Here is a 22,592-nt window from a genome sequence, read left to right on the forward strand (position 1 = left end):
ATCAGAATTCTATCCCCTTCTGGGCTTTCACGCCCGACCGGAATGGATGCTTGATCATCTCCATCTCGGTCACAAGGTCCGCCGCTTCGATCAGCTCGTCCTTGGCATTGCGACCGGTAATAATAACATGCTTCATCTCCGGCTTGGCTTTGAGAACTTCAATCACTTCCTCGACCGGCAGATAATCATAGCGAAGCACGATATTCAGCTCGTCACAAAGCACCATATCGTAGCTCTCATCCAATATCATGGCCTTGGCTTGTTCCCACGCTCCACGTGCCATCGCGATATCTCGCGTGCGATCCTGTGTCTCCCAGGTAAAGCCTTCGCCCAGCGCCGAAATCGTTACCTGCTCAGGAAATTTTTCGAGTACCCAGCGCTCACCTGTGTCCCACGAACCCTTGACGAACTGTACGACACCGATCTTCATTCCGTGACCCAGTGCACGGAAAACCATCCCGAAACCGGCAGTCGACTTACCCTTGCCCTTACCAGTATGGACGATTACCAGCCCCTTTTCCTCGGTCTTGGTCGCCTGAATCTTGTCGCGGGCGACTTTCTTCTTGCGCATCTTGTCCGCATGGCGTGCATTCAGCTCCTCTTCCGTCATCGAAAGAAGTTTTTCCGATTTCTCAGCCATTTACCGCCCTTTCCGGATTCAATTTTTGAAGATGTGAACTCAATGTTTCCAGCTCGAACCGCGCGGAGTTAGAGCGAGGTATCCAGAAACCACGCACGATGGCATCGTTGAGTTTAGCTGCCGTTTCGGCAAGTGCCGCCGGGTTTTTCTCGGCCATGAAGTCATGAACCATCTTGTCGGCGATATAAGCCTGATAGACCGCCTCAAAGTGATGATTTCCAACCTTGCCTGTGGTCGCCGCAAACGCAAACAGATAGTCGACTGTTGCCGCGATCTCCGCCGCACCTTTGTAGCCGTGTCGCATGACGCCTGCGATCCATTTCGGGTTGGCTGCGCGTCCGCGAACGACGCGCGAAAGCTCTTCCTCCAATGCCCGGATTACCGGCTTTTCCGGTCGGGAATGATCGTTGTGATAGACTGCAGGCATTGCGCCACTCAGTTTTTCAACGGTGGCAGCCATCCCACCTTCGAACTGGTAGTAATCATCGCTATCGAGAAGGTCATGTTCGCGATTGTCCTGATTTTGCACGACAGCCTGAACCGAACGAAGCCTTTCCTCAAGAAGACCGCGCTCGGCCTGCCCTTCTTCGCCTGCTCCGTAGGCGTAGCCGCCCCAGACAAGCCACGCTTCCGCCAGATCATTGCGTCCAGCCCAGCCGTTCTCGTCGATCAAGGCCTGCAGGCCCGCTCCATAAGCACCGGGTTTGGATCCGAATACGCGATAGCCTGCGCGGCGCTCCGCAGTCTTTTCATCTATCCCGTCTGCAACGAGGCGCGTCTTCTCTGCCGCCATTCGCGCCGCAATCGGATTGTCCTCGGTATCCTCATCCAGAGCCCCTACCGCCCGCGCAGCCTTATCGAATAGTGCAATCTGTTCCGGAAACGCGTCGCGGAAGAAGCCGGAAATGCGCAATGTCACATCGACGCGTGGACGGCCAAGCTTTGCAAGCGGAGTGATTTCGTACCCGGTTACCCGGCGTGAGGCCATATCCCATACCGGCTTGACGCCGATCAACGCTAAGGCCTGCGCAATGTCATCGCCGCCCGTGCGCATATTCGACGTGCCCCACGCGGTCAGGCCAAACGACGTCGGCCACTCGCCATGATCCTGCGTATAACGGGTAATCAGGAGTTCCGCCGATTTGCGTCCAAGTTCCCATGCTGCCGGAGTGGGAACGGCGCGACTATCGGTAGAGAAGAAATTGCGACCGGTCGGCAATACATCGGGTCGGCCCCGCGTCGGTGCACCAGATGGTCCTGGCGGCACAAAACGCCCGCCAAGGGCGGCAAGAAATCCATCTATCTCCGAAGGTCCGCAGGCAATCACACCGGGGCGCAGATGCTCCTCTATGGATCGCAGAACCGCCCGCGTCTGTGGCCAGTCTGCGGGGCACTCCGTTTCGCCTGCAACGAAACTGGCTGCCAACAGCTCTATACGCTCCACCGTATCGCCCGAGATACGCCACGTTGCAGGGCTCGCAACGCGCAAGAGTTCCGGTTTGGCACCTGTCCACACCTCGGCCATATTACAGTCGAGCGGGTCGAATGCCTCGCCAAGTCCCGAATCCACAGCGATTGCACGCTGAAGACTTTGATCTCCGGGCGCTCCGCCAAGCGATACAGGAATACCACGCGGCACACGGGCCAGAGCAACCAGAAGATCGGTGAGCAACCTGCCCTCCGGCGCGAGCCCGAAAATATGCAACCCGTCTCGTATCTGCATTTCCTTGAGGTCACAGAGATAGGCGTCAAGCTTTTGCAGCGCCATGTCTTCATCGTCATGGTCGTGAATGCCTGCATCACGATCAAGCCCGATGTCACGCACAAGATCGAGTATCTGCCCTTTCAATCTGAACAGGCGGCGCGGATCGACACCGGAAGCCTCGTAATACTCGTCCACCAGCGCTTCCAGATCTTTCAGCGGCCCATAACTTTCGGCCCGCGTCAGTGGTGGCGTCAGATGATCGATGATGACAGCACTGGCGCGACGCTTGGCCTGCGTGCCTTCACCCGGATCATTCACGATGAATGGGTAGATGTGCGGTGTCGGACCGAACACAGCTTCTGGATAGCAGTTTTCGGACAGTGCCAGCGCCTTGCCCGGAAGCCATTCCAGATTTCCATGTTTGCCCATATGCACAATGGCATCAATGCCTGCGACCTCACGCAGAAAAGCGTAGAAAGCAATATAGCCGTGCGGCGGCACCAGATCGGGCGAGTGATAGGTCTCTTTCGGATCGATATTGTAGCCGCGTGCAGGCTGTATGCCGACAAAGGTTTCGCCCAACCGCATCAATGGCAATGCAAAAGCCAAGAGTTCGGACGCAAAATAAGGGTCATTTTCAGGCACACCCCATCGCTCTTCAATTTCCTTCTGAATCACAACGGGAAGTCTTTTGAAGAACGCCTTGTATTGATTCAGTGAAATCATCTCACGGATTTCACGCCCGTCACGCGCAGCATTGGTCGGGCCCGCCGTCAAAGCACGCATCAATGCATCGCCATCCATTGGCAAGTCCGCGACGGGATATCCATCCATCGCCATGGCGTGCAGCACTTCGACCGTTCCGGCTGGCGTATCGAGCCCCACCCCATTTCCAAGCCGCCCATCGCGGTTTGGATAATTGGCGAGGATAAGCGCGACACGCCTTTCCTCGGGTGATTTCCGCTTCAACCGCACCCAGTTTGCAGCGAGTTTCACCACAAAGTCCACACGGTTTTCATGCGGTTCGTGGGTCACGATATTCGCTTCCACTGCCGGGTCGAACTGTTTTGCCGACTTGAAGGACACCGCACGCGACAGCACACGCCCGTCCACCTCCGGCAAGGCGACATTCATTGCAAGATCGCGCGCCAGCAACCCCTGCTGTGAGGTTTCCCAGACAGTTTTCGGTGTCCCGGAAAAAATGACCTGCAGCACCATATTTCCGCGCTTGTCGAGGATAGTCGGCTTGCGCTCGGCGCCCGGTGAAGAAATTGCAAACCCAGTGGCATTCAACACAATATCCGGCGGACAATCCTCGAACAGACCGTCGACAACCGCAGCGGACAATCGATCCTTGAGGCTCGAAACGAATATCGGAAGCGGATTGAGGCCTTTTGCCTGCAGAGAAGCGATCAAGGCATCGACGGGCTGCGTCTGTCCGCTTTGCACCAACGCCCGATAAAAGATGATGCCAGCCACAGGTGCAGCGGCGTCGCCCCAATGAGCACGAATACTGTCCGGCGAGGAAACATGCTCTCCCGGCCACCACAGGCCAGCCTTGAGCAGAGGCGCTGCACTCTCCGGCTTTTCGGAGCCTGCAATCAGTGCAGCGCAATATTGAAGGAATGCGCCGGTATTCGCCGCGCCACCTTCGATCAGATACTGCCAGAGATCATTCCGCTCACGAGCGGAGACCGTCGAAAACCGCTCCAGTCCAAGATCCGGCTTGTCGTCTCCCGGCAACACAACAATCTTGATGTCGTGATTGGCGGCACATGCATGCAGCGCTTCCAGCCCGTAAGGCCAGTATGTCTCACCGCCAATGATACGCACCACGATAAGCCTGGCATATCTGGCAGTGCGCTCAACATAGGCGTCCACCGACATGGGATGGGTAAGGCTCAGGAAATTGGCCAACCGTAGACCCGGCAGGTCTGGCGCAAGCTTATGCGCCTGCGCCACACTGGCCAGTTCGGTATCAGCGGCGGAAAGGAACAATATCTCTCCCGGCGTCTGGCCGAGATCGACGGCCTCGTTGCCGTCACTGATTGTTCCTTTCTGGGCGAGTAGAAGATGCATTACACAACTGCGTCTTTCACGGCCTTGGTGATCGCGTCTTCATCGATCTCATGCAGACCGATAACAACAAGACGCGTCGAGCGCGTTTCATCCTTGTTCCACGGGCGGTCGAAATAATGCTCGATACGTGGGCCGACAGCCTGCACCACCAGACGCATCGGCTTACCCGGCACATCGACAAAGCCCTTAAGACGCAGAACATCATGGTCAGCGATAACGGTCTTCAGCTTTTCGGCAAAGGCTTTCGGGTCCGAAACGGAGCCGGCTTCGACGACAAAGCTCTCGAACTCATCGTGATCATGCTCGTGCCCATCGGCATGATGGATTTCATGGTGAGACTTGCGATTGGCAATGTCATCTTCGGTACCGACACCGAGACCAAGCAGAACATCGGCTCCGAGCTTGCCAAAGCTTGCAGGCACCATATTGACGCGGCGCGAGGAGCGCTCCGCAACATCGGCCTTCACGCCGTCAAGGCTCGTAGCGTCGATCAGATCGGCCTTGTTGAGAACAATAAGGTCGGCTGCGTGAATCTGATCCTCAAAAAGTTCTTCCAAGGGGCTTTCATGATCAAGAGATTCGTCCGCTGCCCGCTGCGCATCAACCTTGTCGTGATCATCGGCAAAACGCCCCTCAGCAACGGCGGCGGCATCGATAACCGTGACCACCCCGTCGACGGTTACCTGCGTCTTGATTTCCGGCCAATTGAATGCCGCGACCAGCGGCTGTGGCAGGGCAAGACCGGAGGTTTCGATCACGATATGATCGGGACGATCAGCCCGATCCAGAAGCTTGGTCATGGTCGGGATGAAATCATCGGCAACGGTGCAGCAGATGCAGCCGTTGTTGAGTTCAATCACATCTTCCTCGCGGCAAGCCTCAATGCCACAACCTTTCAGAATACCGCCATCAACACCGAGATCACCGAACTCATTGATGATCAACGCAATGCGTTTTCCATTGGCGTTTTCCAGCAGGTTGCGGATCAACGTCGTTTTGCCCGATCCTAGAAAACCCGTGATGACGGTTGCGGGAATTTTCTGTCCCTGCATCGATTTATCCCTTCATCTTGAGCGGCAATCCCGCCGCCATGAAATAAACTTCATCCGCAACCGCAGCCACTGCCTGATGCAGAAAGCCCGCGTGATCGCGAAATTCCCGTGCCATGCGATTCTCTGGCACGATCCCAAGCCCAACTTCGTTCGAAACAAAAACCACAGGTCCGGCAAGTTCCGGCAATATGGCGACAAGATTTGCGGTCTCGGTCGTTACATCTCGTTCGGCCATCATCAGATTGGTCAGCCACAAGGTCAGGCAATCGACCAGAACGAACCGATCCTCGGCAGTGTGCAATCTGAGTACACTGACCAGATCAAGCGGCTCCTCCACCGTCCGCCATTCGGAACCACGTCGGTCGCGGTGAATGGCAATACGGCTTTCCATTTCCTTGTCGAAGGCGCGTCCGGTTGCCAGATAAAGCGGCTGAAGCCTCGAGGACTCAACTATTTTCTCTGCATAGGACGACTTGCCCGAGCGGGCTCCGCCAAGAACCAGAACCGATTTTCCCGGCAAAGCCATTTTCATCAGCCCTTGATCTCGGATGATGCGTAGTGCTGGATGAACCAGCCAAGTGCGAGACCGATCACCGCCCACATGAACAGGTTCGTCGCCAGCGAAGCAACTGCATATTGCGAGGCAAGAAGTGATGGAATCGGCGACGAAATATCTTCCGGATGCGGAGCACCATAGAGATGCGGCGCCATAATCAACACCAGCCCGAGGATCTTTGCCCAAATCTCTTGCCGCAACACGATGAGATAGAGGCCCAAACCGCTCAGCACCACGGTAGCAATCCACCATAGCTGACGTTCGGCCAGATCAGCCGCAGGCATTGCCGGCAGTTCCGGCGACAGGCCGAGCGCTGGCAGAAACGCGACCGCAAAGAAGCCCGCAACACCCCAATAAGCACCATTCTGCACCGTGATACGGCGACCGAGAAGCAAGGCCACACCACCCAGCAAGAGGGCAAAACCGGCTCCTGCAACAAGATTGGCAAGAATGGTATTGCCCAACCGCCCAAATGGCAGTTCGGCCCCTTCTTCTTCCGCATCTGCGGCAGCGGCACCATGATCGTGTGGTGCGGCTTCCGCCTCACCATGGCTGTGGCCACCGCCAGCCTCTTCGTAGGTTTCGGCCTGCAAGATCAAAGGCACAGTCTTCAAATACATGGCGGGAGTGACCAGCAACCCGGCCAGAAGACCGGCGGCAAGTGTCGCCAACAAATAACGGATCAACATTTCTGTCCCTCAATAGCAATTTCGCGCCGATGGCGTCCACCATCGAGCCTTGCTCAACTTCAATTCCGAAAGACGGCCGTCTGCTCAGTGGCAGGGAAAACCATAGGAATGACGCGTATCATGTGCCGAATCGTGCAGCGCATCGGAATGGGCAAGCCCCACGCCATAAATCAGGAACGCGCCAAGAAGCAGTGAAACGACGGCCGTGCCCAGACGGGCAGCAAGCGGCATTGCGAGTATGCTGGAAACAGAATTCTGAGTACGTGCAGCCATGACAACCTCCGTGCAGGCAGCAGGGAAAAACCTCCCATGGGGCTCGGGCTCAATGCCCTCACGCAACAGGCAGGTCTCCTGGCTCACGGGTCGTAAGGATTGAAGCTACCTTCCCAGAAGTTTCAAACTTCCAGTGGCCACCGGTTGCCCGGTTTGCCTCATCCCTCTCCGCTCTACAGTCGCGGGGTCGGCTGCGATAAAGACGCCCGGCATGGGTCCGTCCGTCGCATTCCCTTTTGGTATTACCGGGATTCGTCCCGGCAAAACCTGTTGCATGGGTCCAACACTAGGCTTTCGCCCCATCGGCGTCAATCGCAGCCGACACGTATCGAGCGTGGAACTGATTTTCACCTCAAGTTAAACAACGCATCAGTATCGAGACAAGCTTCCAGCTCCCCGGCGAGTTCATCCAGTGCGACCTCGACACCAGCGCGGTAGTTCACCGAGCTGGTGCGTACGCCAAGGCTCTCCAGAAATCTCCGGCGGAATTCGTCTGTGTTGAAAACACCATGAAGATAGGTTCCCATGATGCGCCCATCCGTAGATATCGCTCCGTCGTCGTGTTCAGCGATGCGTGCAAAGGGGCGTACCAGGTCCGGGCCAGTCGTACGCCCGATATGAATCTCATAGCCTTCCAACGGTGTATTATGGATAAGCGAGGTTGCCCGCACATTGCGGACCACTTTTTCAGGCTCCATCAGTGTTTTTATATCCAGAAGTCCAAGCCCATCGATATCACGCACGTTTCCCTCGATACCGGCAGGGTCGCTGATATGACGACCTAGCATCTGGAACCCGCCACAGATGCCCAGCACATGGCCACCCCTTCTTACGTGAGCAGCCAGTTCTCGATCCCAGCCATTGTCGCGAAATGCCAGCAAGTCAGCGATCGTTGATTTGGTTCCGGGCAGAACGACAAGACCTGCATCATCAGGAATGCTGGAACCCGGCGGCACCATCACCACCTCGACATCAGGTTCGGCCTTCAACGGATCCAGATCATCGAAATTGGCGATACGTGGCAACATCGGCACCGCAACCACGAGCGACTTCTTGTCCCCGCGCGCGGCCCGCTCAAGAACGACCGAATCCTCGGCAGGCAGTCGCGATACCGCTTTCAGCCACGGAACAACACCAAACGAGCGCCAGCCGGTAAATTGGGTAATGGCAGCTAGCCCTTCATCAAAAAGAGAAATATCACCCCGGAACTTATTAATGAGAAAACCACGAACCATGGCGCGGTCTTGCTTGGACAGAATGGTGTGGGTGCCGACAAGGGAAGCGATCACTCCACCCCTGTCTATGTCACCGACCAGAACGACCGGAACATTGGCCTGCGTGGCAAATCCCATATTGGCGATATCGCCAGCACGCAGATTGATTTCCGCCGGCGACCCCGCACCTTCCACCAGCACAAGGTCCACACCTTCGCTAACTTTGGCGAAAGATTCCATGACTGCCGCCATGAGCTGCGGTTTCAGTTCCTGATAATAACGCCCGCGCGCTTCGCCCCGTACTTGCCCCTGCACGACGACCTGGCTGCCCATGTCCGTCTGCGGCTTCAAGAGCACCGGGTTCATGTGGACGGAAGACGACACTCCGCAAGCCAGCGCCTGCAGCCACTGAGCCCGACCTATTTCCCCGCCATCGTCGCTAACCGCGGCATTGTTGGACATGTTCTGCGGCTTGAAAGGGCGAACATTGAGACCGCGATTACGTGCAGCACGGCATAATCCGGCAACAAGAACACTTTTGCCGACGTCCGAACCCGTTCCCTGAAACATGATTGCGCGTGTCATGGACTGCTGCGTAGCTTAAACTGAACTCGCTGGCAACGGCACCTCACCCAGCCACCGTCTATGCAAAATTGCGCATCAGTTTATTACAAATGTGAGCAACATTATTCCAATGGAGCGTTGGCAGTCTCACAGGGTTATGATCTAGTCCGGTGACGAAGTGCAGTACTACGGGGAGGAAACCATGGATGCTGCCGGCCAGAACCAGTTCGAACTGAACGAAGATCAGCTTGCTATTCAGGATATGGCGCGAGCCTTCGCCAGCGACCGTGTCGCCCCGCAGGCTTTGCAATGGGATCGTGACAAGCACTTCCCGATTGACGTCCTGCGCGAGACCGGACCACTCGGCATGGGTGGCATCTATGTGCGTGAAGATGTCGGCGGATCGGCGTTGAACCGGCTGGATGCGGTACTCATTTTTGAAGCTCTGGCAACTGCATGCCCTTCATTTTCGGCTTTCGTTTCCATTCACAACATGGCCGCATGGATGATCGATACATACGGCAATGAGGAGCAACGTCAGCGCCTTCTGCCAAAACTCGCATCTATGGAATCGCTTGCCAGCTATTGTCTGACCGAACCTGGATCCGGCTCGGATGCAGCGGCACTCAGGACGCGCGCCACACGCGATGGCGACCACTATGTCCTCAACGGTTCCAAACAGTTCATTTCCGGTGCAGGCGCTACAGATATCTATGTGACCATGGTGCGTACCGGTGAGGACGGCCCCAATGGGATTTCCACCATCGTTGTGCCAAAAGATGCACCCGGCCTTTCCTTTGGCGCCAATGAATTCAAGATGGGCTGGAACGCGCAACCGACGAGAACCGTCAATTTCGACAATTGCCGCGTTCCGGTTGAAAACCTTCTCGGCGAGGAAGGAACAGGCTTTCGTATAGCGATGGCAGGTCTTGATGGCGGCCGCCTCAATATTGCCGCCTGCTCGCTTGGCGGCGCGCAATCGGCACTCGACAAGTCGCTGGAATATTGCAGCCAGCGCAAGGCCTTCGGCCAGACAATTGATCGTTTTCAGGTATTGCAGTTCCGCCTCGCCGACATGGAAACGGAACTCTCGGCATCGCGTCTTCTGCTTTATACCGCTGCCAGCAAGCTGGATCGTAAGACCCACGATGCTGGTAAATGGTCGGCCATGGCCAAACGCTTCGTCACCGATACAGGTTTCGACGTGGCGAATGAAGCACTGCAGCTCTTTGGCGGCTATGGCTATCTGCATGAGTATGGAATCGAAAAAATCGTCCGCGATCTGCGAGTTCACCAGATCCTCGAAGGTACGAACGAGATCATGCGTGTGATCATTGCGCGCCAGATGATCGGGCGTTGATTCTAAATTAACAACCGCCAAGGGAGGAATTCACTATGGCCACAATAGCATTTATCGGCCTTGGCAATATGGGCGGCCCGATGGCTGCAAATCTCGTGAAAGCCGGTCATACCGTCCGCGGCTTCGACCTTTTGCCACAGCACCTCGAAGAGGCAAAAGCAAACGGTCTCTCGATCGCTTCGACCGCACAGGATGCGGTCGCGGATGTCGACGTGGTAATCACCATGCTACCGGCGGGGAAGCACGTCATCTCCGTCTACGAAGACATTGCGCCAAAAGCCCGAAAAGATTCACTTTTCATCGACTGCTCGACAATCGACGTGGACTCAGCGCGCAAAGCTCATGAATTAGCCGCAGATCATGGACACCTTTCCATAGATGCACCTGTTTCAGGCGGCACTGGAGGTGCTTCTGCGGGCACACTGACCTTCATGGCCGGTGGCAGCGACGATGCTTTCAAACGCGGAGAACCGGTCCTGCAGCCCATGGCCGGAAAAATCGTTCATTGCGGCGGCGACGGCGCAGGGCAGGCTGCAAAGATATGCAACAATATGATTCTCGGCATATCGATGATCGGCGTCAGCGAGGCTTTCGTTCTGGCGGAGAAGCTTGGCCTGTCACATCAGGCGCTCTTTGATGTGGCTTCGACATCGTCGGGGCAATGCTGGTCGTTGACGACCTACTGCCCAGTTCCAGGCCCCGTTCCAACATCACCAGCGAATCGGGACTATAAACCCGGCTTTGCTGCTGCTTTGATGCTAAAAGATCTCAAACTCTCACAAGAGGCGGCCCAAAGCGCCGGTGCTGAAACACCACTCGGAGCGCACGCACAGGAACTTTACAGTCTTTTTGATAGCGAGGGGCATGGCGGCGAAGACTTCTCCGGCATCATCAACTACCTGCGCTCCAAATCCGGGACCTAGCAAACAATTACCCATGCAAAAAACTTGCATTGTTTAGATTTGCTTAAGTCTCTGATAACCGTACGGTAACGATGTTGAGCTAGAAAGGAGCACGAGACGGGTTTACCCGGCTCGACGCTCCGGATCTGGTACTGCGTACCGGAGCTCAGTATATCCCGCCAGTGTATTGTTCGGCGGAGATGCCATGCGTAATTGGCAAAACCGTGCACCTCATGGCAGCGCGGTTTTTGCCATTGCAGCCTGCAAATAGTTGCCTGAATTTGGCCCGATGCCCTTGATCTCAAGGGAATACACAATTACACGCCTTTGTTACAAAGCTTTTAGAGTAGTCCGATTGAAATCCGGACATAATCCTGTGAAATGCAGAGTGCTTCTAATGAAGCCTGCTGCACAGATGATTTTTTATTCAGGGCCATCAGTTTGACCGCACAACGATCAGCCACCGCTGCTTCCACTGCCGACAGGAAGCTTTTCGGCCTGCCTTTGGCTGTAATTTTCGTGCTGTGCTATTTCGCGTTTCAGACCATTCTTGTCACCGTGGTTTCCAACGGCGCCGGTCTCGATGACGCCGAACAATTGGCCAATATCGGTTATCTGGACTGGGGCTATGGCGGATCACAACCCCCTCTTTATACATGGGTTACCAATCTGGCGGCATCGGTGCTGGGCACGTCGATGCTTACACTCCAGATCGTAAAGTTCAGCATCCTCGCAAGCCTGTTCCTGAGCGTTTATGGCGCGATGAGGCTGCTTGGCTTCTCGCGCATCGTCGCATCGGCCAGCATGCTCGGGCTGTTTCTCATTCCGCAAATCGGGTGGGAATCGCAGCGAGCCCTGACGCATTCCGTTGCTGGCACCGCAGGCTGCGGCTGGGCGTTTCTCGCTTTCGCCTGGCATATGCGTTCGCGCAACATCGCTTCGGCCGCCGCGCTGGGCGTTGCTATGGCTGCAGCCATTCTCGGCAAATTCAATGCCTCATTCTTCCTGATTATGCTGATCGTAACGGGACTTCTCATTCCCGAATATCGCCGGATCCTGCTCACCAAACTGAGCTTCGTCACGGTCCTGGCATTTGCGGTCTGCTTCGGACCGACCGCGCTTTGGATGTTTGCGCACAAGTCAAGCGTTATGGCGCGCGCGAACAAATTTGAGATTGGCGCTTCCGGCAATGTTCTCTTCGATCGGCTGATGGGTGTCGAAAGCCTGATAGAAGCAGCGTTTCTATTCTCGATCCTCGCTCTCGCGATCGCGGGTATTATCGCAATCATTCACTGGAAGAAGAAAACTGCACCGTCAGCGCCCCTTACCACCGGCGAGAAGTTTCTACGCCTTCTGATCCTCGTCGGGCTGGTTATTGTTCTGGTTGGCGTTGTCGCGACTGGCGCGAATAACGTGAAGGACCGCTGGTTGCAGCCTGTCCTGTTCCTCACTCCGGCACTGATGGCCAGCCTTATGGCTCGTTATCGGATCGGAAACAGGACATTGATCGACTATGCCGTCGTCAGCGCAGTCGTTGCACTCATCGTCCCGCCAGTATTGAGCTATTATCTGACCTACGGCTCCAGTTCGCCGCCCTACGGCCAGCTCGACTATCGGCATCTTTACGAAGAAGTGCAGGCGAAAGGTCCGTTCAAGACGATCCTGACAGACAATGCCCAGATACCGGGCAATTTCAGACTGTTTGATGCGTCCTTACATGTAGTGCATCCCGAAACGCCGGATGTCAGAGCGCATTTGACGCCACCAATACTCGTCTTGTGGTTTGGCGGAGCTACACCTAATGAGCGCATTACAAGGCTGTTGCAAAATGCGAACATAGCAATACCTCATGACGGCATCACAACCACCGATATCGGATACAAAACGCGACCAGACAAGCACATCACCGTCAGCTATTTTCTGATACCGTAATGGGAAAGGCCCGGGAAAACCCGGGCCGCCTGTTCTCTTATTCGACGGTTTCCTGTACCGCATGGGCAGTACCCTTTACGTCGCGGCCAACGCCACGAACAGTATTCGCGCAGGACGCAAGCGTAAATGCGCAGAGAACAATAGCAACTGGGACAAGTCGGGTCAGCTTCATGACAGTCTCTCCAATGGGATTCGCGGCTCTGCTCCTATAAAAGAGCAGACGCATAGAGTTCCAAGTCTATTCAAACCAGTTATGCCTCCCGCCACATACGAAGCCCCTGCCCGGCATCTGGCGGTGAAGCCGATTCACTCGGCTGTCACAAAGGAAATCTAGCGCAGCGTTTTTCACTGGCAAGAGAATGCTCAGTTACCACCCCAATAAACTGTGATCTGCCATTAGCAGGAGCGAAACGTCTCGAAGCGACCGGAACGGCGGTAGCCTTCGAAAACACTCCGCAGATGATCGGCAACGACCTGAATGTGCGGTCTGGCTTCCGGCTTCACAACCATGCCAAGCTGATAACGGCCCAAAGGAGGCAAACCATGTTCCGGCCCCAGAGCCACAATCCCGTCGCTCAAAAGCGTTTTACCGAACGGTGCTATCGCAAGATCGGCCATGATCGCAGCTCTCTGTCCTGTGGAATGTGAACTCATATAGGCAATACGGTAAGGGCGACCGCTGTTTTCAAGCGCTTCAAGTGCACTACCGCGCCAGGCGCACCCTTCTTCCCAAATGGAAAGCGGCAGAGGTTCGCGACGATAAGCTGTGCCGCACTTGGCGCCAGCCCAGACGAGCTCCTCATCCAGAAGAACTTCCACGTCGCCTTTGTTCAGTATCGTATGAGACATGTTGATCAGCGTAACGTCAAGGCGTCGCTCATCGAGCCGCTTGCGCAAATTACTACTCTGGTCGATCACCACATCAACCGTGACGCCGGGATGGCTTTCCGCAAAACGCTTCAACACGAGCGGCAGCACACATTCGCCGATATCGTCTGGCGACCCCAGGCGAACAACGCCTGTCACCGTGGGCGCAACGAATTTCGATACGGCCTCCCGGTTGAGAGCCAGAAGACGTCGTGCATATCCGAGCAGGACCTCACCGTCACTTGTAAGTGTAACCGAGCGTGCGTCGCGATCGAAAACCGTAACACCAAGCTGTTCTTCCAGTTTCTTGATCTGCATCGACACGGCCGACGGCGTACGGAACACAGCATTCGCCGCAGAAGAAAAACTTCCCGTATCGGCAATCGCCACAAATGTGCGGAGCACATCAATATCGAGCATTGGAAGGGGATGTTGAACGGGCGCTGTCATGACGGACTCCGTTTCTCTGCTCTTTGTTCAAATTTTCTGATCTTAAACCTTTCTATATTTCGTTTGATTGATCGTCAAGTGGGATGCACATTAAAACACGAACAAGCAAAGCTGCAGCGAGCGCATCAACTGAACTTTCCAAATGAGGAGAAAGAAAATGACCGTTCAATGCCAATCCGCCCCCAATGGCCGGGCAACAGTCATTCACTTTACGTCAACTTCATCCGTTCCGAATGCACCGTCATGGCTGCAGGAAATTTACTCCAAAGTGCAAAAACAGGTTGAAGCCTGGTCTTACCAACGCCGCGTGAGACGCAGCCGTCGTGTTCTGGAATCGCTACCCGAGCACATACTACATGATATCGGTTGGCCGAACGTGGATGATCGTCTGCCGGGCATTTCCAGAAATACATCAGGGCTTAAGCATGGGAACTAAAATCGGTTGAGGGCGATCATGCGGTCCGCCCTCAATTTCCCGACATTAAAATACCTTTTCGCGGCAGGCATTTAGCCGCACTTTGCAACCTACCCGTTCTGTGTCTCAATAGAACACTATCTTGTTTGCGCCATTGCCCTCCCCCTGTGAAACCGGGCCAACGCGACGAGACTGCCGGTCTGAAAGCGACCGGGCAAAACCGGGCCCAGAATGCCCCGGTGTCGTGACGGAGACACAAGGCTTTAGCTGCGTCGGGAACCGCAGCCGAGGCTTTCGAAAATGGGAACGGTCGGGCTATGATCCAGGCTTCATCGGTTAAGCGGTCTATTGTCTTTTTTCTGGTTCCAAACTTTTCGATGATTGCATTTGCAACGGCCATCGAGCCATTGCGCATAGCAAATCGGATGCTGGGTTATGACGCCTATCGATGGCGATTGACATCGGTAGATGGAAAACCGGTCACCGCATCCAATGGCGTGGAGTGCGCAGTCAACGCATCACTGGAAGACGAGCGACGCTATCTGCAGCGCGAACAGCGGCCGTCGATGGTATTCGTCTGTTCAGGCGTTTACGTGGAAGAATTCAGAAACAAGTCGGTCTTTGCATGGCTGCGCGAAGAATATAACCGCGGCGTGGCAGTCGGTGGCCTATGCACCGGCGCGCATATTCTTGCGGCAGCCGGTCTTCTTTCCGGCAAGCGTTGCGCCATTCATTGGGAAAATCTGCCGGGCTTTGCCGAGGCGTTTCCAAAGGCGGAAGTCTATGCCGACCTGTTCGAGTTCGACAGCAATATCTACACCTGTGCAGGCGGAACGGCCTCGCTCGACATGATGCTGAAGCTGATCGGCGATGATTTCGACGCCAATCTGGTCAATAAGATCTGCGAGCAGGCATTGACCGACCGGGTCCGCAGCCCGCAAGACCGGCAGCGTTTGCCGCTGCGCGCCCGCCTTGGCATCCAGAACTCGAAAGTTCTGACCATCATCGAGATGATGGAGGCCAACTTGTCCGAGCCGCAGGCGCTGATCAATGTCGCCCATACGATCGGCCTGTCACGCCGTCAGGTCGAACGCCTGTTCCGGCAGGAAATGGGACGTTCTCCCGCCCGCTATTATCTGGAAATCCGCCTCGACCGGGCACGGCACCTCCTTTTGCAATCATCGATGCCGGTGGTGGAAGTGGCGGTGGCCTGTGGCTTCGTTTCTGCGTCGCATTTTTCCAAATGCTATCGCGAACTCTATGGACGCTCGCCGCAGCAGGAACGCGCAGATCGCAAAATGCTCATCGCGGCTTAGGCTGGATCATTGCGACGGATCGAATGCCCGTCGGATGAAGCAGCCCGGCCTTCCTGTAAAAAACCAAGAAAATCAGCACCGTAAAGCGTCTTTCGGAATCAGTTTCGCAAGATCGGGTGACGCTCATTCCGGCATGTCGCTCGCAGAACAGGCTTGTTGCGAAAAACCCCGGCTTTGCCCGGTGATAGACGCAGTCGTGTCAGGCGGCGAATATGTCGTATAAAGGCAAATATCCTGCCCCATCAGCGATTATGGTTCTGTCAAATACCAACCAGGGTCACATAAAATGGCAGAGTTTCCTAAGAAGGCGAAGGTCGTAATCGTCGGGCTCGGCGGCATCGTCGGCGCATCCGTCGTGCACCACCTGATCGAACGGGGCTGGGACGACATCGTCGGCATCGACAAGTCAGGCATCCCGACCGATATCGGTTCGACCGCGCATGCGTCGGATTTCTGCTATGCGACCAGCCACGATTTTCTCTCCTGCTGGACCACGCTTTATTCCATCGATTTCTACGAGAAGATGGGGCACTACGCCCGCGTCGGCGGCATTGAAGTTGCGCGAGTGGGCGACGATGGCCGCATGGATGAAATCAAGCGCAAGGTCGCATCGGGCAAGGCGTTCGGCACCCGCGCCCGCCTGATGGAACCGGCAGAGATCAAGGAAAAATTCCCGCTGATCGAGGAAAGCATGGTTCAGGGCGGCCTTTGGGACCCGGATGCCGGTCTAGTCATCCCGCGTTCGCAGACGGTTGCTGGCAAACTGATCGATCAGGCGGAAGCGGCAGGCAAGTTGCAGAGCTTTGCCAATACGCCCGCCCAGTCGCTGCTGGTTGAGAACGGTCGCATCAAGGGCGTCGTCACCCATCGCGGCACGATTGAAGCCGATTATGTGGTGATCTGCGCTGGTCTTTGGGGACGTTTGATTGCCGAAATGGTGGGTGAAGACCTCCCCGTCATGCCGATTGACCATCCGCTGACTTTCTTCGGCCCCTATAATGAGTTCGAAGGCACCGGCAAGGAAATCGGCTGGCCGCTCATGCGCGATCAGGGCAATTCGGCCTATATGCGCGACACCGGCGATCCGAAGACCGCCGAAGGTGGCCAGATCGAATGGGGCTATTACGAAGAGACCAATCCGCGCCTCTGCCATCCGCGTGATCTTTTGGAAAAGCACGAAGCGCGCCTGTCGCCATCGCAGCGCGACCTCGATATGGAACAGGTTCTGGAACCCCTCGAGCGCGCCATCGAACTGACCCCGATCCTCGGCGAGCTTGGCTATAATGAAAGCCATTCCTTCAACGGCTTCCTGCAAGTCACCACCGATGGCGGCCCGTCCATGGGCGAAAGCCAGAAGGTGCGCGGCCTCTGGTATGCAGTCGCCATCTGGGTCAAGGACGGTCCCGGCATGGGCAAGCTCATTGCCGACTGGATGACCGATGGGCGCACATCGATCGACCATCACGCCATCGACTATTCCCGTTTCTATCCGCACCAGATGACCGAACAGTTCATCTGGGATCGCTGCACTGAAACGGCAATGAAGGTCTATAATCCGGCAGTGCATCCCCGTGAGCCTTTCTCCAAGGGGCGCAATATCCGGCGTTCACCGTTTTATGAGCGCGAAGTGGAGCTTGGCGGCCATTTCATGGAGCTCGGCGGTTGGGAGCGTGCGCATGGCTATGCCGCCAATGAGCATCTGCTGGAAAAATACGGCAACCGTGTTCCGGTGCGCGAAAACGAATGGGACAATCGCCATTTCTGGCGCGTTTCCAATGCCGAGCATCTCGAACTGACCGAAAATTGCGGCATCATCAATCTCTCGCATTTCGCGATGGTTGACATTGAAGGCCCGGACCATGTCGAGCTGATGGAATGGCTTTGCGCGGCCAAGATTGGCGGCGATGCCAATATCGGCAAGGGCATCTATACCCACTTCCTCGATGATGAAGGCATGGTGCGCGCCGACTTCACGGCGATCCGCATGGCCGACCGCATCCGCATGATCAACGGTGCCGATGCTGGCCCCCGCGATTTCCATTACATGCGCCGCGTGGCCGAAGATAAGGGCTTTGACGTCACCATTACCGATGTGACGGAGAAATATGTCACCATCGGCATCTGGGGCCCGAATGCCCGCGAAAACCTCAAAAAGGTGGTCGATAATCCGGAAGGTCTGGACCCGGAAAACTTTTCATTTGCGGCGATCAAGCCGATCAGGATTGCGGGCAAGGACGTGACCGCATTCCGCATTTCCTATGTCGGTGAACAGGGCTGGGAATTGCATATGCGCTATGAAGACGGCCTCGCCGTCTGGGATGCGCTGCGCTCGACCGGCACGATTGCCGTGGGCGTCGAAACCTATGCCAATACCCGCCGCATGGAAAAAAGCCTGCGCCTTCAGAATGCCGATCTGCTGACAGAGTATAATCTCCTTGAAGCCGATCTTGCACGCCCGAAGGTCAAGGAAGCCGATTTCTGCGGCAAGGCCAGGCATGTCGAGTATCGCGCCCGCGAGCATCAGCCCGCCATGCTCTGCACTCTGGTCATGACCGATAATATCGATTCGAAAGGCGTGGCTCGTTATCCCGTCGGCATCATGCCGGTCATGGAGCCCGAAACCGGCGAAACACTGGTCGACGAACTGGGCCGCCGCTCATTCACCTCATCGGTGGCTTTCGGTCCGACCATCGGAAAGAACATCGCGCTTGCCTATCTGCCATGGAGCCATTGTCAGGAAGGGCGCAAACTCGCTGTCGAGTATTTCGGCGAAACCTATCCGGTGGAAGTGGCGTCCGTTGGCTACAAGCCGCTTTACGACCCGGAAAACCTCAAGCCTCGCAGCTGATCCAACGGTGAGACCAATAAAAAGCCGGGCATAGCGCCCGGCTTTTTCAATTCTACAGTTTTGGCGAGCTTATTTCAGCGTCGCTTTGCCGCCACTAAGCGTAATCGTCTCGTCGCCGGTTAACGCTTCGCGGTCGCCGTTTGGAAAAGTCACGAAACAGCCAGACGCGCAGAATTCAACATTCTCGCCCGGCGCGACGATCATTTCCCGCTTGGAAGCGCCTTCGGTCACCACGATCGTCTGGGGAGCGCTTTCTTTGTTGGAAATTTGAGCGGCATAAGCGCTGCCGACCGTGGTTGCAAAACCGATTGCCGCACCAAGAAAAAGCTTACCCAGACTATTGACCTGATTTCTGTTCATACCGTCCCGACCTTTCCATCGCTCCCGCCGCGATATGTCCGATGTCGCATGAGCTCTATTGCCCTCTGTCATCCCATTTATAAGCAGACAAAACTGAACTGCAACTGAACGAAATGTTCATCAAGCCCGGTCGTCGGCATCCTCCTTGGCTTCCGGCGTTTCCGTAGCTGCCTTGTTCTTCCTGGCAGTAGACGAATGCTCTTTTTCCCTCTGCATCACGCTAGAGAGCTTTTCGATTTCCGGAACGCTGAGTACCAAATCGGTCGTAGACGACGACAAATGCAACCCTTCCTCATGGAAACGTTCGACGATCTGGAACCTCAACTCGTTCTTGATACCGCCGGTCGATGTGATGTCGGCCACATAGGCGTAAATATCAAACACCATCAGTGAATCGTTCATGCTTTGAAATGCGACGAACGGCTCCGGGTTCTTCAATATTGACGGGTGTCCGCGAACGATCTCAAGGAGCAGCCCGTGTACTCTGCGCGGTTCCTCGGTATACGACGCCTGCACATTGATATCGATGCGTCCAAGCTTGTTACGATGGGTCCAGTTGCCGACATTACCGTTGATGAGCGTCGAATTCGGCACGATGATCGACTGCTTCTGGAAGGTTTCTACTTCTGTCGCGCGCACGCTGATCTTCTTGACGATACCGCTGACCGTACCGGCTTCCACCCAGTCGCCAACTTTGAACGGGCGTTCGGCGAGAAGAATAAGACCGGAAACAAAATTCTGGACGATGTTCTGGAGACCAAAACCGATACCGAGAGACAGACCACCGGCGATCAGTGCCAGATTGGACATGTTGAACCCGGCTGCCGATACGCCCATCAGCGCCGCAAGACAGAGCCCCACATAACCTATGACCGTACGGATCGAATTACGAACGCCGGAATCGACACGGCCGCGTGCCATGACACTGTTGTCGAGCCAGTTCTGGAACCAGCGCGTCAGCAGATAGCCGATAACGAACAGCAATACGCCGGTCAGCAGCCCCATGAGAGAGATCGAAATATTGCCGATCTGGAAGCCGGTCATCAACTGATAGAAAGTGCTTTTCAGCTCAGCCCACTGAAAGCCGAGCTGCATGAGAACCAGCGGAATACCAATCAGCGCCACAACGAGATTGATCAAAATGCCGGCCACAAGACCAAGCTGATCGAGAGTTGCGTCGTCGAAATGAAAACGCTCCCGCATTGCTTTGCCAATCGGACTGGATGCGAATGCTTGTTCTTCGGAAATCGCTCGCCCCGTCAGGAAACCCATGTACATGGTAACGAGAAATGCGCCTGTGACCACGATCTGCTGCGATATGAAACGCGCCATGCCGATATAGCCGAAAACCGCGGCCAGAATGGGCAAAAGACCTAATATGATCAGGAACGTTCTGAATGCGCGCGGCCATGATCGGACAACGCCATCCTTTTCACGCTCAACGGGCTTCAGAAACGCAATCGCCAGAATGAGGACACCGACCATTACGGTAGCCAGCAAGCTTTTCGCCATAGTCAGCGACAAAGGCGACGACAAAATCTGATTGACTTTCCCGAAGAAGGAATCGAGACCGCTAGTCAGTGCGGTTCCCGTTATCAGCCAGTTCAACACACGTCCCGGACGCGGTGCAACCGGAACCAACCGCCACTGCGGCATATCCGAACTGATACACGCAGACGCCAGTCTGTGAATGAAGAAAACAAGCCCGAGCACAAGAAACAACGACTGGAACAAAGCCGCAATATCTGTTCTCAACACATTGAAATAATTCATAAAGAAGTAGGTTGTCGCCAGAAAAACACCAACCGCTGCCGACGGTATCACCGTAGACCAGAACGCGACCGAAAGACGGCTTAGATAGGATGGCGACTCGACCAAAGGATCGCGCTGATAGAGCGTTCCGAGAAACCGCCGTGCGCCCAGTTGGATAACCAATGCGGCAACGAACGCAAAGAAGGCGGCGGCAAGAAATGAATTGAGCTTGAACGTGCTTACAAAGCGCCACCAAGACTGGACAATGCGCCAGAGCGAAACCATTTGGGAACTCGCCGCCGACGCAACTTCCGTGCCAAGCGTCGTGTCAATGTTCACGCGCTGGGACAGCGTCCTTGTAAAGAGGTCCCGGCGCATGTCGCCGATTTTTGCGGACATCTGATTGACGGAAAGCGACGTGTCTTCGGTCTCGCCTACAACGGCATTTATTTCTGCCTTTTCAGCGGTAAGACGGGTGCGTTCTTCACTGACGATTGCAGGTTCCGGTGGCTGGTCGCCGGAGGGCGCGGACCCCAGTTGCTCCAGCCGCGTGTTGATTTCACTGAGGCGCGGACGAAATGCTACACCTGTCTCCAGAAGCTTCTTCGAAAGAGAATCTAGCTGAAGCTTGAGATTGGCCAGCGTTTCATCATTCGAAGCTGCCTTCGGGAGCTGATCGCTGATCCGCTTCGTCTGCTGCTTCAGATCATTGATGATCGGCTTTTGCTGTTGAACGATACTGGAAACGGGCGCAGATGCCTGTTGCTGATCAGCAGCCTGCGTCTGCTGCGATGAGTCGCTCCGCGGTGCCGCGGCTGGTGCCGATTGTGACGCTGACGGCGTCGATGGTTTGTCGTTCTGCGCGAAGACAGGCGCAATGCTGCCCAGCGACAGGGCGCTTATCAGAAGAGAAAATGCAAGAACACGAAACGTCGATGAATATGCCAATTCAATTCTGCCGTTAAACAAGACATGGTTTCAACATAAAGCGCCCTAAAACGGATGCAAGGCGTGGCTCTTACAAGATTTCATAATGCGCGGGAAGCGGATCCATAACGTATAAGACAGGCCTTGATGCCAGTATTTCCTTGTTCGCGTGAACACAAATGATTAATGAGGATTCGCAATGAGTGTGAAAAGCTGGCTCAACTCCACGGATAGACTCTAAAGAAAGTCTCAGCGATTTGATGAAGGGCATGAAAAACACGGAACAGCACAAACAGCATGGATTCATGCTGTTTGTTACGTGCGTTCTGTCGTTTACGGCCTTTCTGTTTGCCGTGGACTTTTCGACGCTTGGCGGCGACGTGGCTCGCGGTCAGTCCGGCGGCATCGTGGCAAGACAGATTGAGGGCAGCCCAGCGACACCCGTTCGCCAGCAGTCCTCCCCCTCGCCGCAGCCCATGCGGGCAATTCTGATCGAAGCCATGGCTGCCAAGATCAAGGCCGCATATCTCAATGGCACCGGAGCAGCACTGCCTGTTGCAGTGGTCGCTATTGTTTTTCCAAATGCAAATTTACCTGAATCGGCGCAGATTCCCCAGCGCCTTGCAGTTTTGCAGAGACATTTTGGCTCTGCCCGTGCGCCTCCGAAAAGCGCATAATACGCCATTCTTGA

Annotated in this window: 17 protein-coding genes and 1 riboswitch; of the genes, 6 read left to right on the top strand and 11 right to left on the bottom strand. The window is 55.5% G+C overall.

Annotation, left to right across the window (positions count from 1 at the left end; translation table 11 throughout):
- Position 1: 1 nt before the first annotated feature.
- From cobO to CQZ93_RS08340, 7 genes are all read right to left on the bottom strand, one after another.
- Positions 2-640, bottom strand: a complete 639-nt coding sequence (gene cobO / locus CQZ93_RS08310) for a cob(I)yrinic acid a,c-diamide adenosyltransferase (protein WP_105542147.1) — start codon at positions 638-640, stop codon at positions 2-4.
- The gene (gene cobN, locus CQZ93_RS08315) at positions 633-4,424 is read right to left on the bottom strand and encodes a cobaltochelatase subunit CobN (RefSeq protein WP_105542148.1); all 3,792 of its coding nucleotides are present in this window, start codon (positions 4,422-4,424) and stop codon (positions 633-635) included. Before cobN ends, cobO begins: the two co-directional genes overlap by 8 nt.
- Positions 4,424-5,476, bottom strand: a complete 1,053-nt coding sequence (cobW, locus tag CQZ93_RS08320) for a cobalamin biosynthesis protein CobW (protein WP_105542149.1) — start codon at positions 5,474-5,476, stop codon at positions 4,424-4,426. Before cobW ends, cobN begins: the two co-directional genes overlap by 1 nt.
- A 4-nt stretch (positions 5,477-5,480) precedes the next feature.
- The gene (cobU, locus tag CQZ93_RS08325) at positions 5,481-6,002 is read right to left on the bottom strand and encodes a bifunctional adenosylcobinamide kinase/adenosylcobinamide-phosphate guanylyltransferase (RefSeq protein ID WP_105543232.1); all 522 of its coding nucleotides are present in this window, start codon (positions 6,000-6,002) and stop codon (positions 5,481-5,483) included.
- A 5-nt stretch (positions 6,003-6,007) separates the two neighbouring features.
- Positions 6,008-6,721 carry a CbtA family protein gene (locus CQZ93_RS08330; protein WP_105542150.1) on the bottom strand — a complete coding sequence of 238 codons (714 nt, stop codon included), beginning with the start codon at positions 6,719-6,721 and terminating at the stop codon, positions 6,008-6,010.
- Between the two features lie 84 nt (positions 6,722-6,805).
- Positions 6,806-6,994, bottom strand: coding sequence for a CbtB domain-containing protein (locus tag CQZ93_RS08335; RefSeq protein ID WP_105542151.1), 189 nt, complete (start codon positions 6,992-6,994; stop codon positions 6,806-6,808).
- A 51-nt stretch (positions 6,995-7,045) separates the two neighbouring features.
- Positions 7,046-7,280: riboswitch (cobalamin riboswitch) on the bottom strand.
- Between the two features lie 61 nt (positions 7,281-7,341).
- Positions 7,342-8,793, bottom strand: a complete 1,452-nt coding sequence (locus CQZ93_RS08340) for a cobyric acid synthase (RefSeq protein WP_105542152.1) — start codon at positions 8,791-8,793, stop codon at positions 7,342-7,344.
- A 181-nt stretch (positions 8,794-8,974) separates the two neighbouring features.
- Between CQZ93_RS08340 and CQZ93_RS08345 the strand changes: the two genes are divergently transcribed.
- From CQZ93_RS08345 to CQZ93_RS08355, 3 genes are all read left to right on the top strand, one after another.
- Entirely contained in the window at positions 8,975-10,132 is a 1,158-nt protein-coding gene (locus CQZ93_RS08345; RefSeq protein WP_105542153.1) for an isobutyryl-CoA dehydrogenase, read from the top strand.
- A 35-nt stretch (positions 10,133-10,167) separates the two neighbouring features.
- Positions 10,168-11,055 carry a 3-hydroxyisobutyrate dehydrogenase gene (gene mmsB / locus CQZ93_RS08350; RefSeq protein WP_105542154.1) on the top strand — a complete coding sequence of 296 codons (888 nt, stop codon included), beginning with the start codon at positions 10,168-10,170 and terminating at the stop codon, positions 11,053-11,055.
- A 420-nt stretch (positions 11,056-11,475) separates the two neighbouring features.
- The gene (locus CQZ93_RS08355; protein ID WP_286152795.1) at positions 11,476-12,966 is read left to right on the top strand and encodes an ArnT family glycosyltransferase; all 1,491 of its coding nucleotides are present in this window, start codon (positions 11,476-11,478) and stop codon (positions 12,964-12,966) included.
- 37 nt (positions 12,967-13,003) lie between these two features.
- Here the strand turns inward: CQZ93_RS08355 and CQZ93_RS08360 are convergent, their stop codons facing one another.
- Together CQZ93_RS08360 and CQZ93_RS08365 are read right to left on the bottom strand one after the other, a co-directional pair.
- On the bottom strand, positions 13,004-13,138 hold the full coding sequence (locus tag CQZ93_RS08360; protein ID WP_012091850.1) for an entericidin A/B family lipoprotein: 135 nt from the start codon (positions 13,136-13,138) through the stop codon (positions 13,004-13,006).
- Between the two features lie 224 nt (positions 13,139-13,362).
- Complete coding sequence (locus tag CQZ93_RS08365; protein ID WP_105542155.1) at positions 13,363-14,283, bottom strand: LysR family transcriptional regulator; 921 nt, start codon at positions 14,281-14,283, stop codon at positions 13,363-13,365.
- 732 nt (positions 14,284-15,015) lie between these two features.
- Here CQZ93_RS08365 and CQZ93_RS08375 point away from each other — a divergent pair.
- A complete protein-coding gene (locus CQZ93_RS08375; protein ID WP_105542157.1) occupies positions 15,016-16,014 on the top strand; it encodes a GlxA family transcriptional regulator in 999 nt (332 codons plus the stop codon).
- Between the two features lie 286 nt (positions 16,015-16,300).
- Entirely contained in the window at positions 16,301-18,862 is a 2,562-nt protein-coding gene (locus CQZ93_RS08380) for a GcvT family protein (protein ID WP_105542158.1), read from the top strand.
- Between the two features lie 69 nt (positions 18,863-18,931).
- On the opposite strand, the gene CQZ93_RS08385 is transcribed toward CQZ93_RS08380, so the two are convergent.
- Positions 18,932-19,222: a hypothetical protein gene (locus tag CQZ93_RS08385; protein ID WP_105542159.1), complete on the bottom strand. Its 291-nt coding sequence runs from the start codon at positions 19,220-19,222 to the stop codon at positions 18,932-18,934.
- A gap of 120 nt (positions 19,223-19,342) precedes the next feature.
- On the bottom strand, positions 19,343-21,922 hold the full coding sequence (locus CQZ93_RS08390) for a mechanosensitive ion channel family protein (protein ID WP_105543234.1): 2,580 nt from the start codon (positions 21,920-21,922) through the stop codon (positions 19,343-19,345).
- A gap of 239 nt (positions 21,923-22,161) precedes the next feature.
- Here CQZ93_RS08390 and CQZ93_RS08395 point away from each other — a divergent pair, with 239 nt between their 5' ends.
- A complete protein-coding gene (locus CQZ93_RS08395; protein WP_105542160.1) occupies positions 22,162-22,578 on the top strand; it encodes a hypothetical protein in 417 nt (138 codons plus the stop codon).
- The last annotated feature ends 14 nt before the right edge of the window (positions 22,579-22,592 follow it).

The organism is Ochrobactrum vermis, assembly GCF_002975205.1.
Classification (GTDB): domain Bacteria; phylum Pseudomonadota; class Alphaproteobacteria; order Rhizobiales; family Rhizobiaceae; genus Brucella; species Brucella vermis.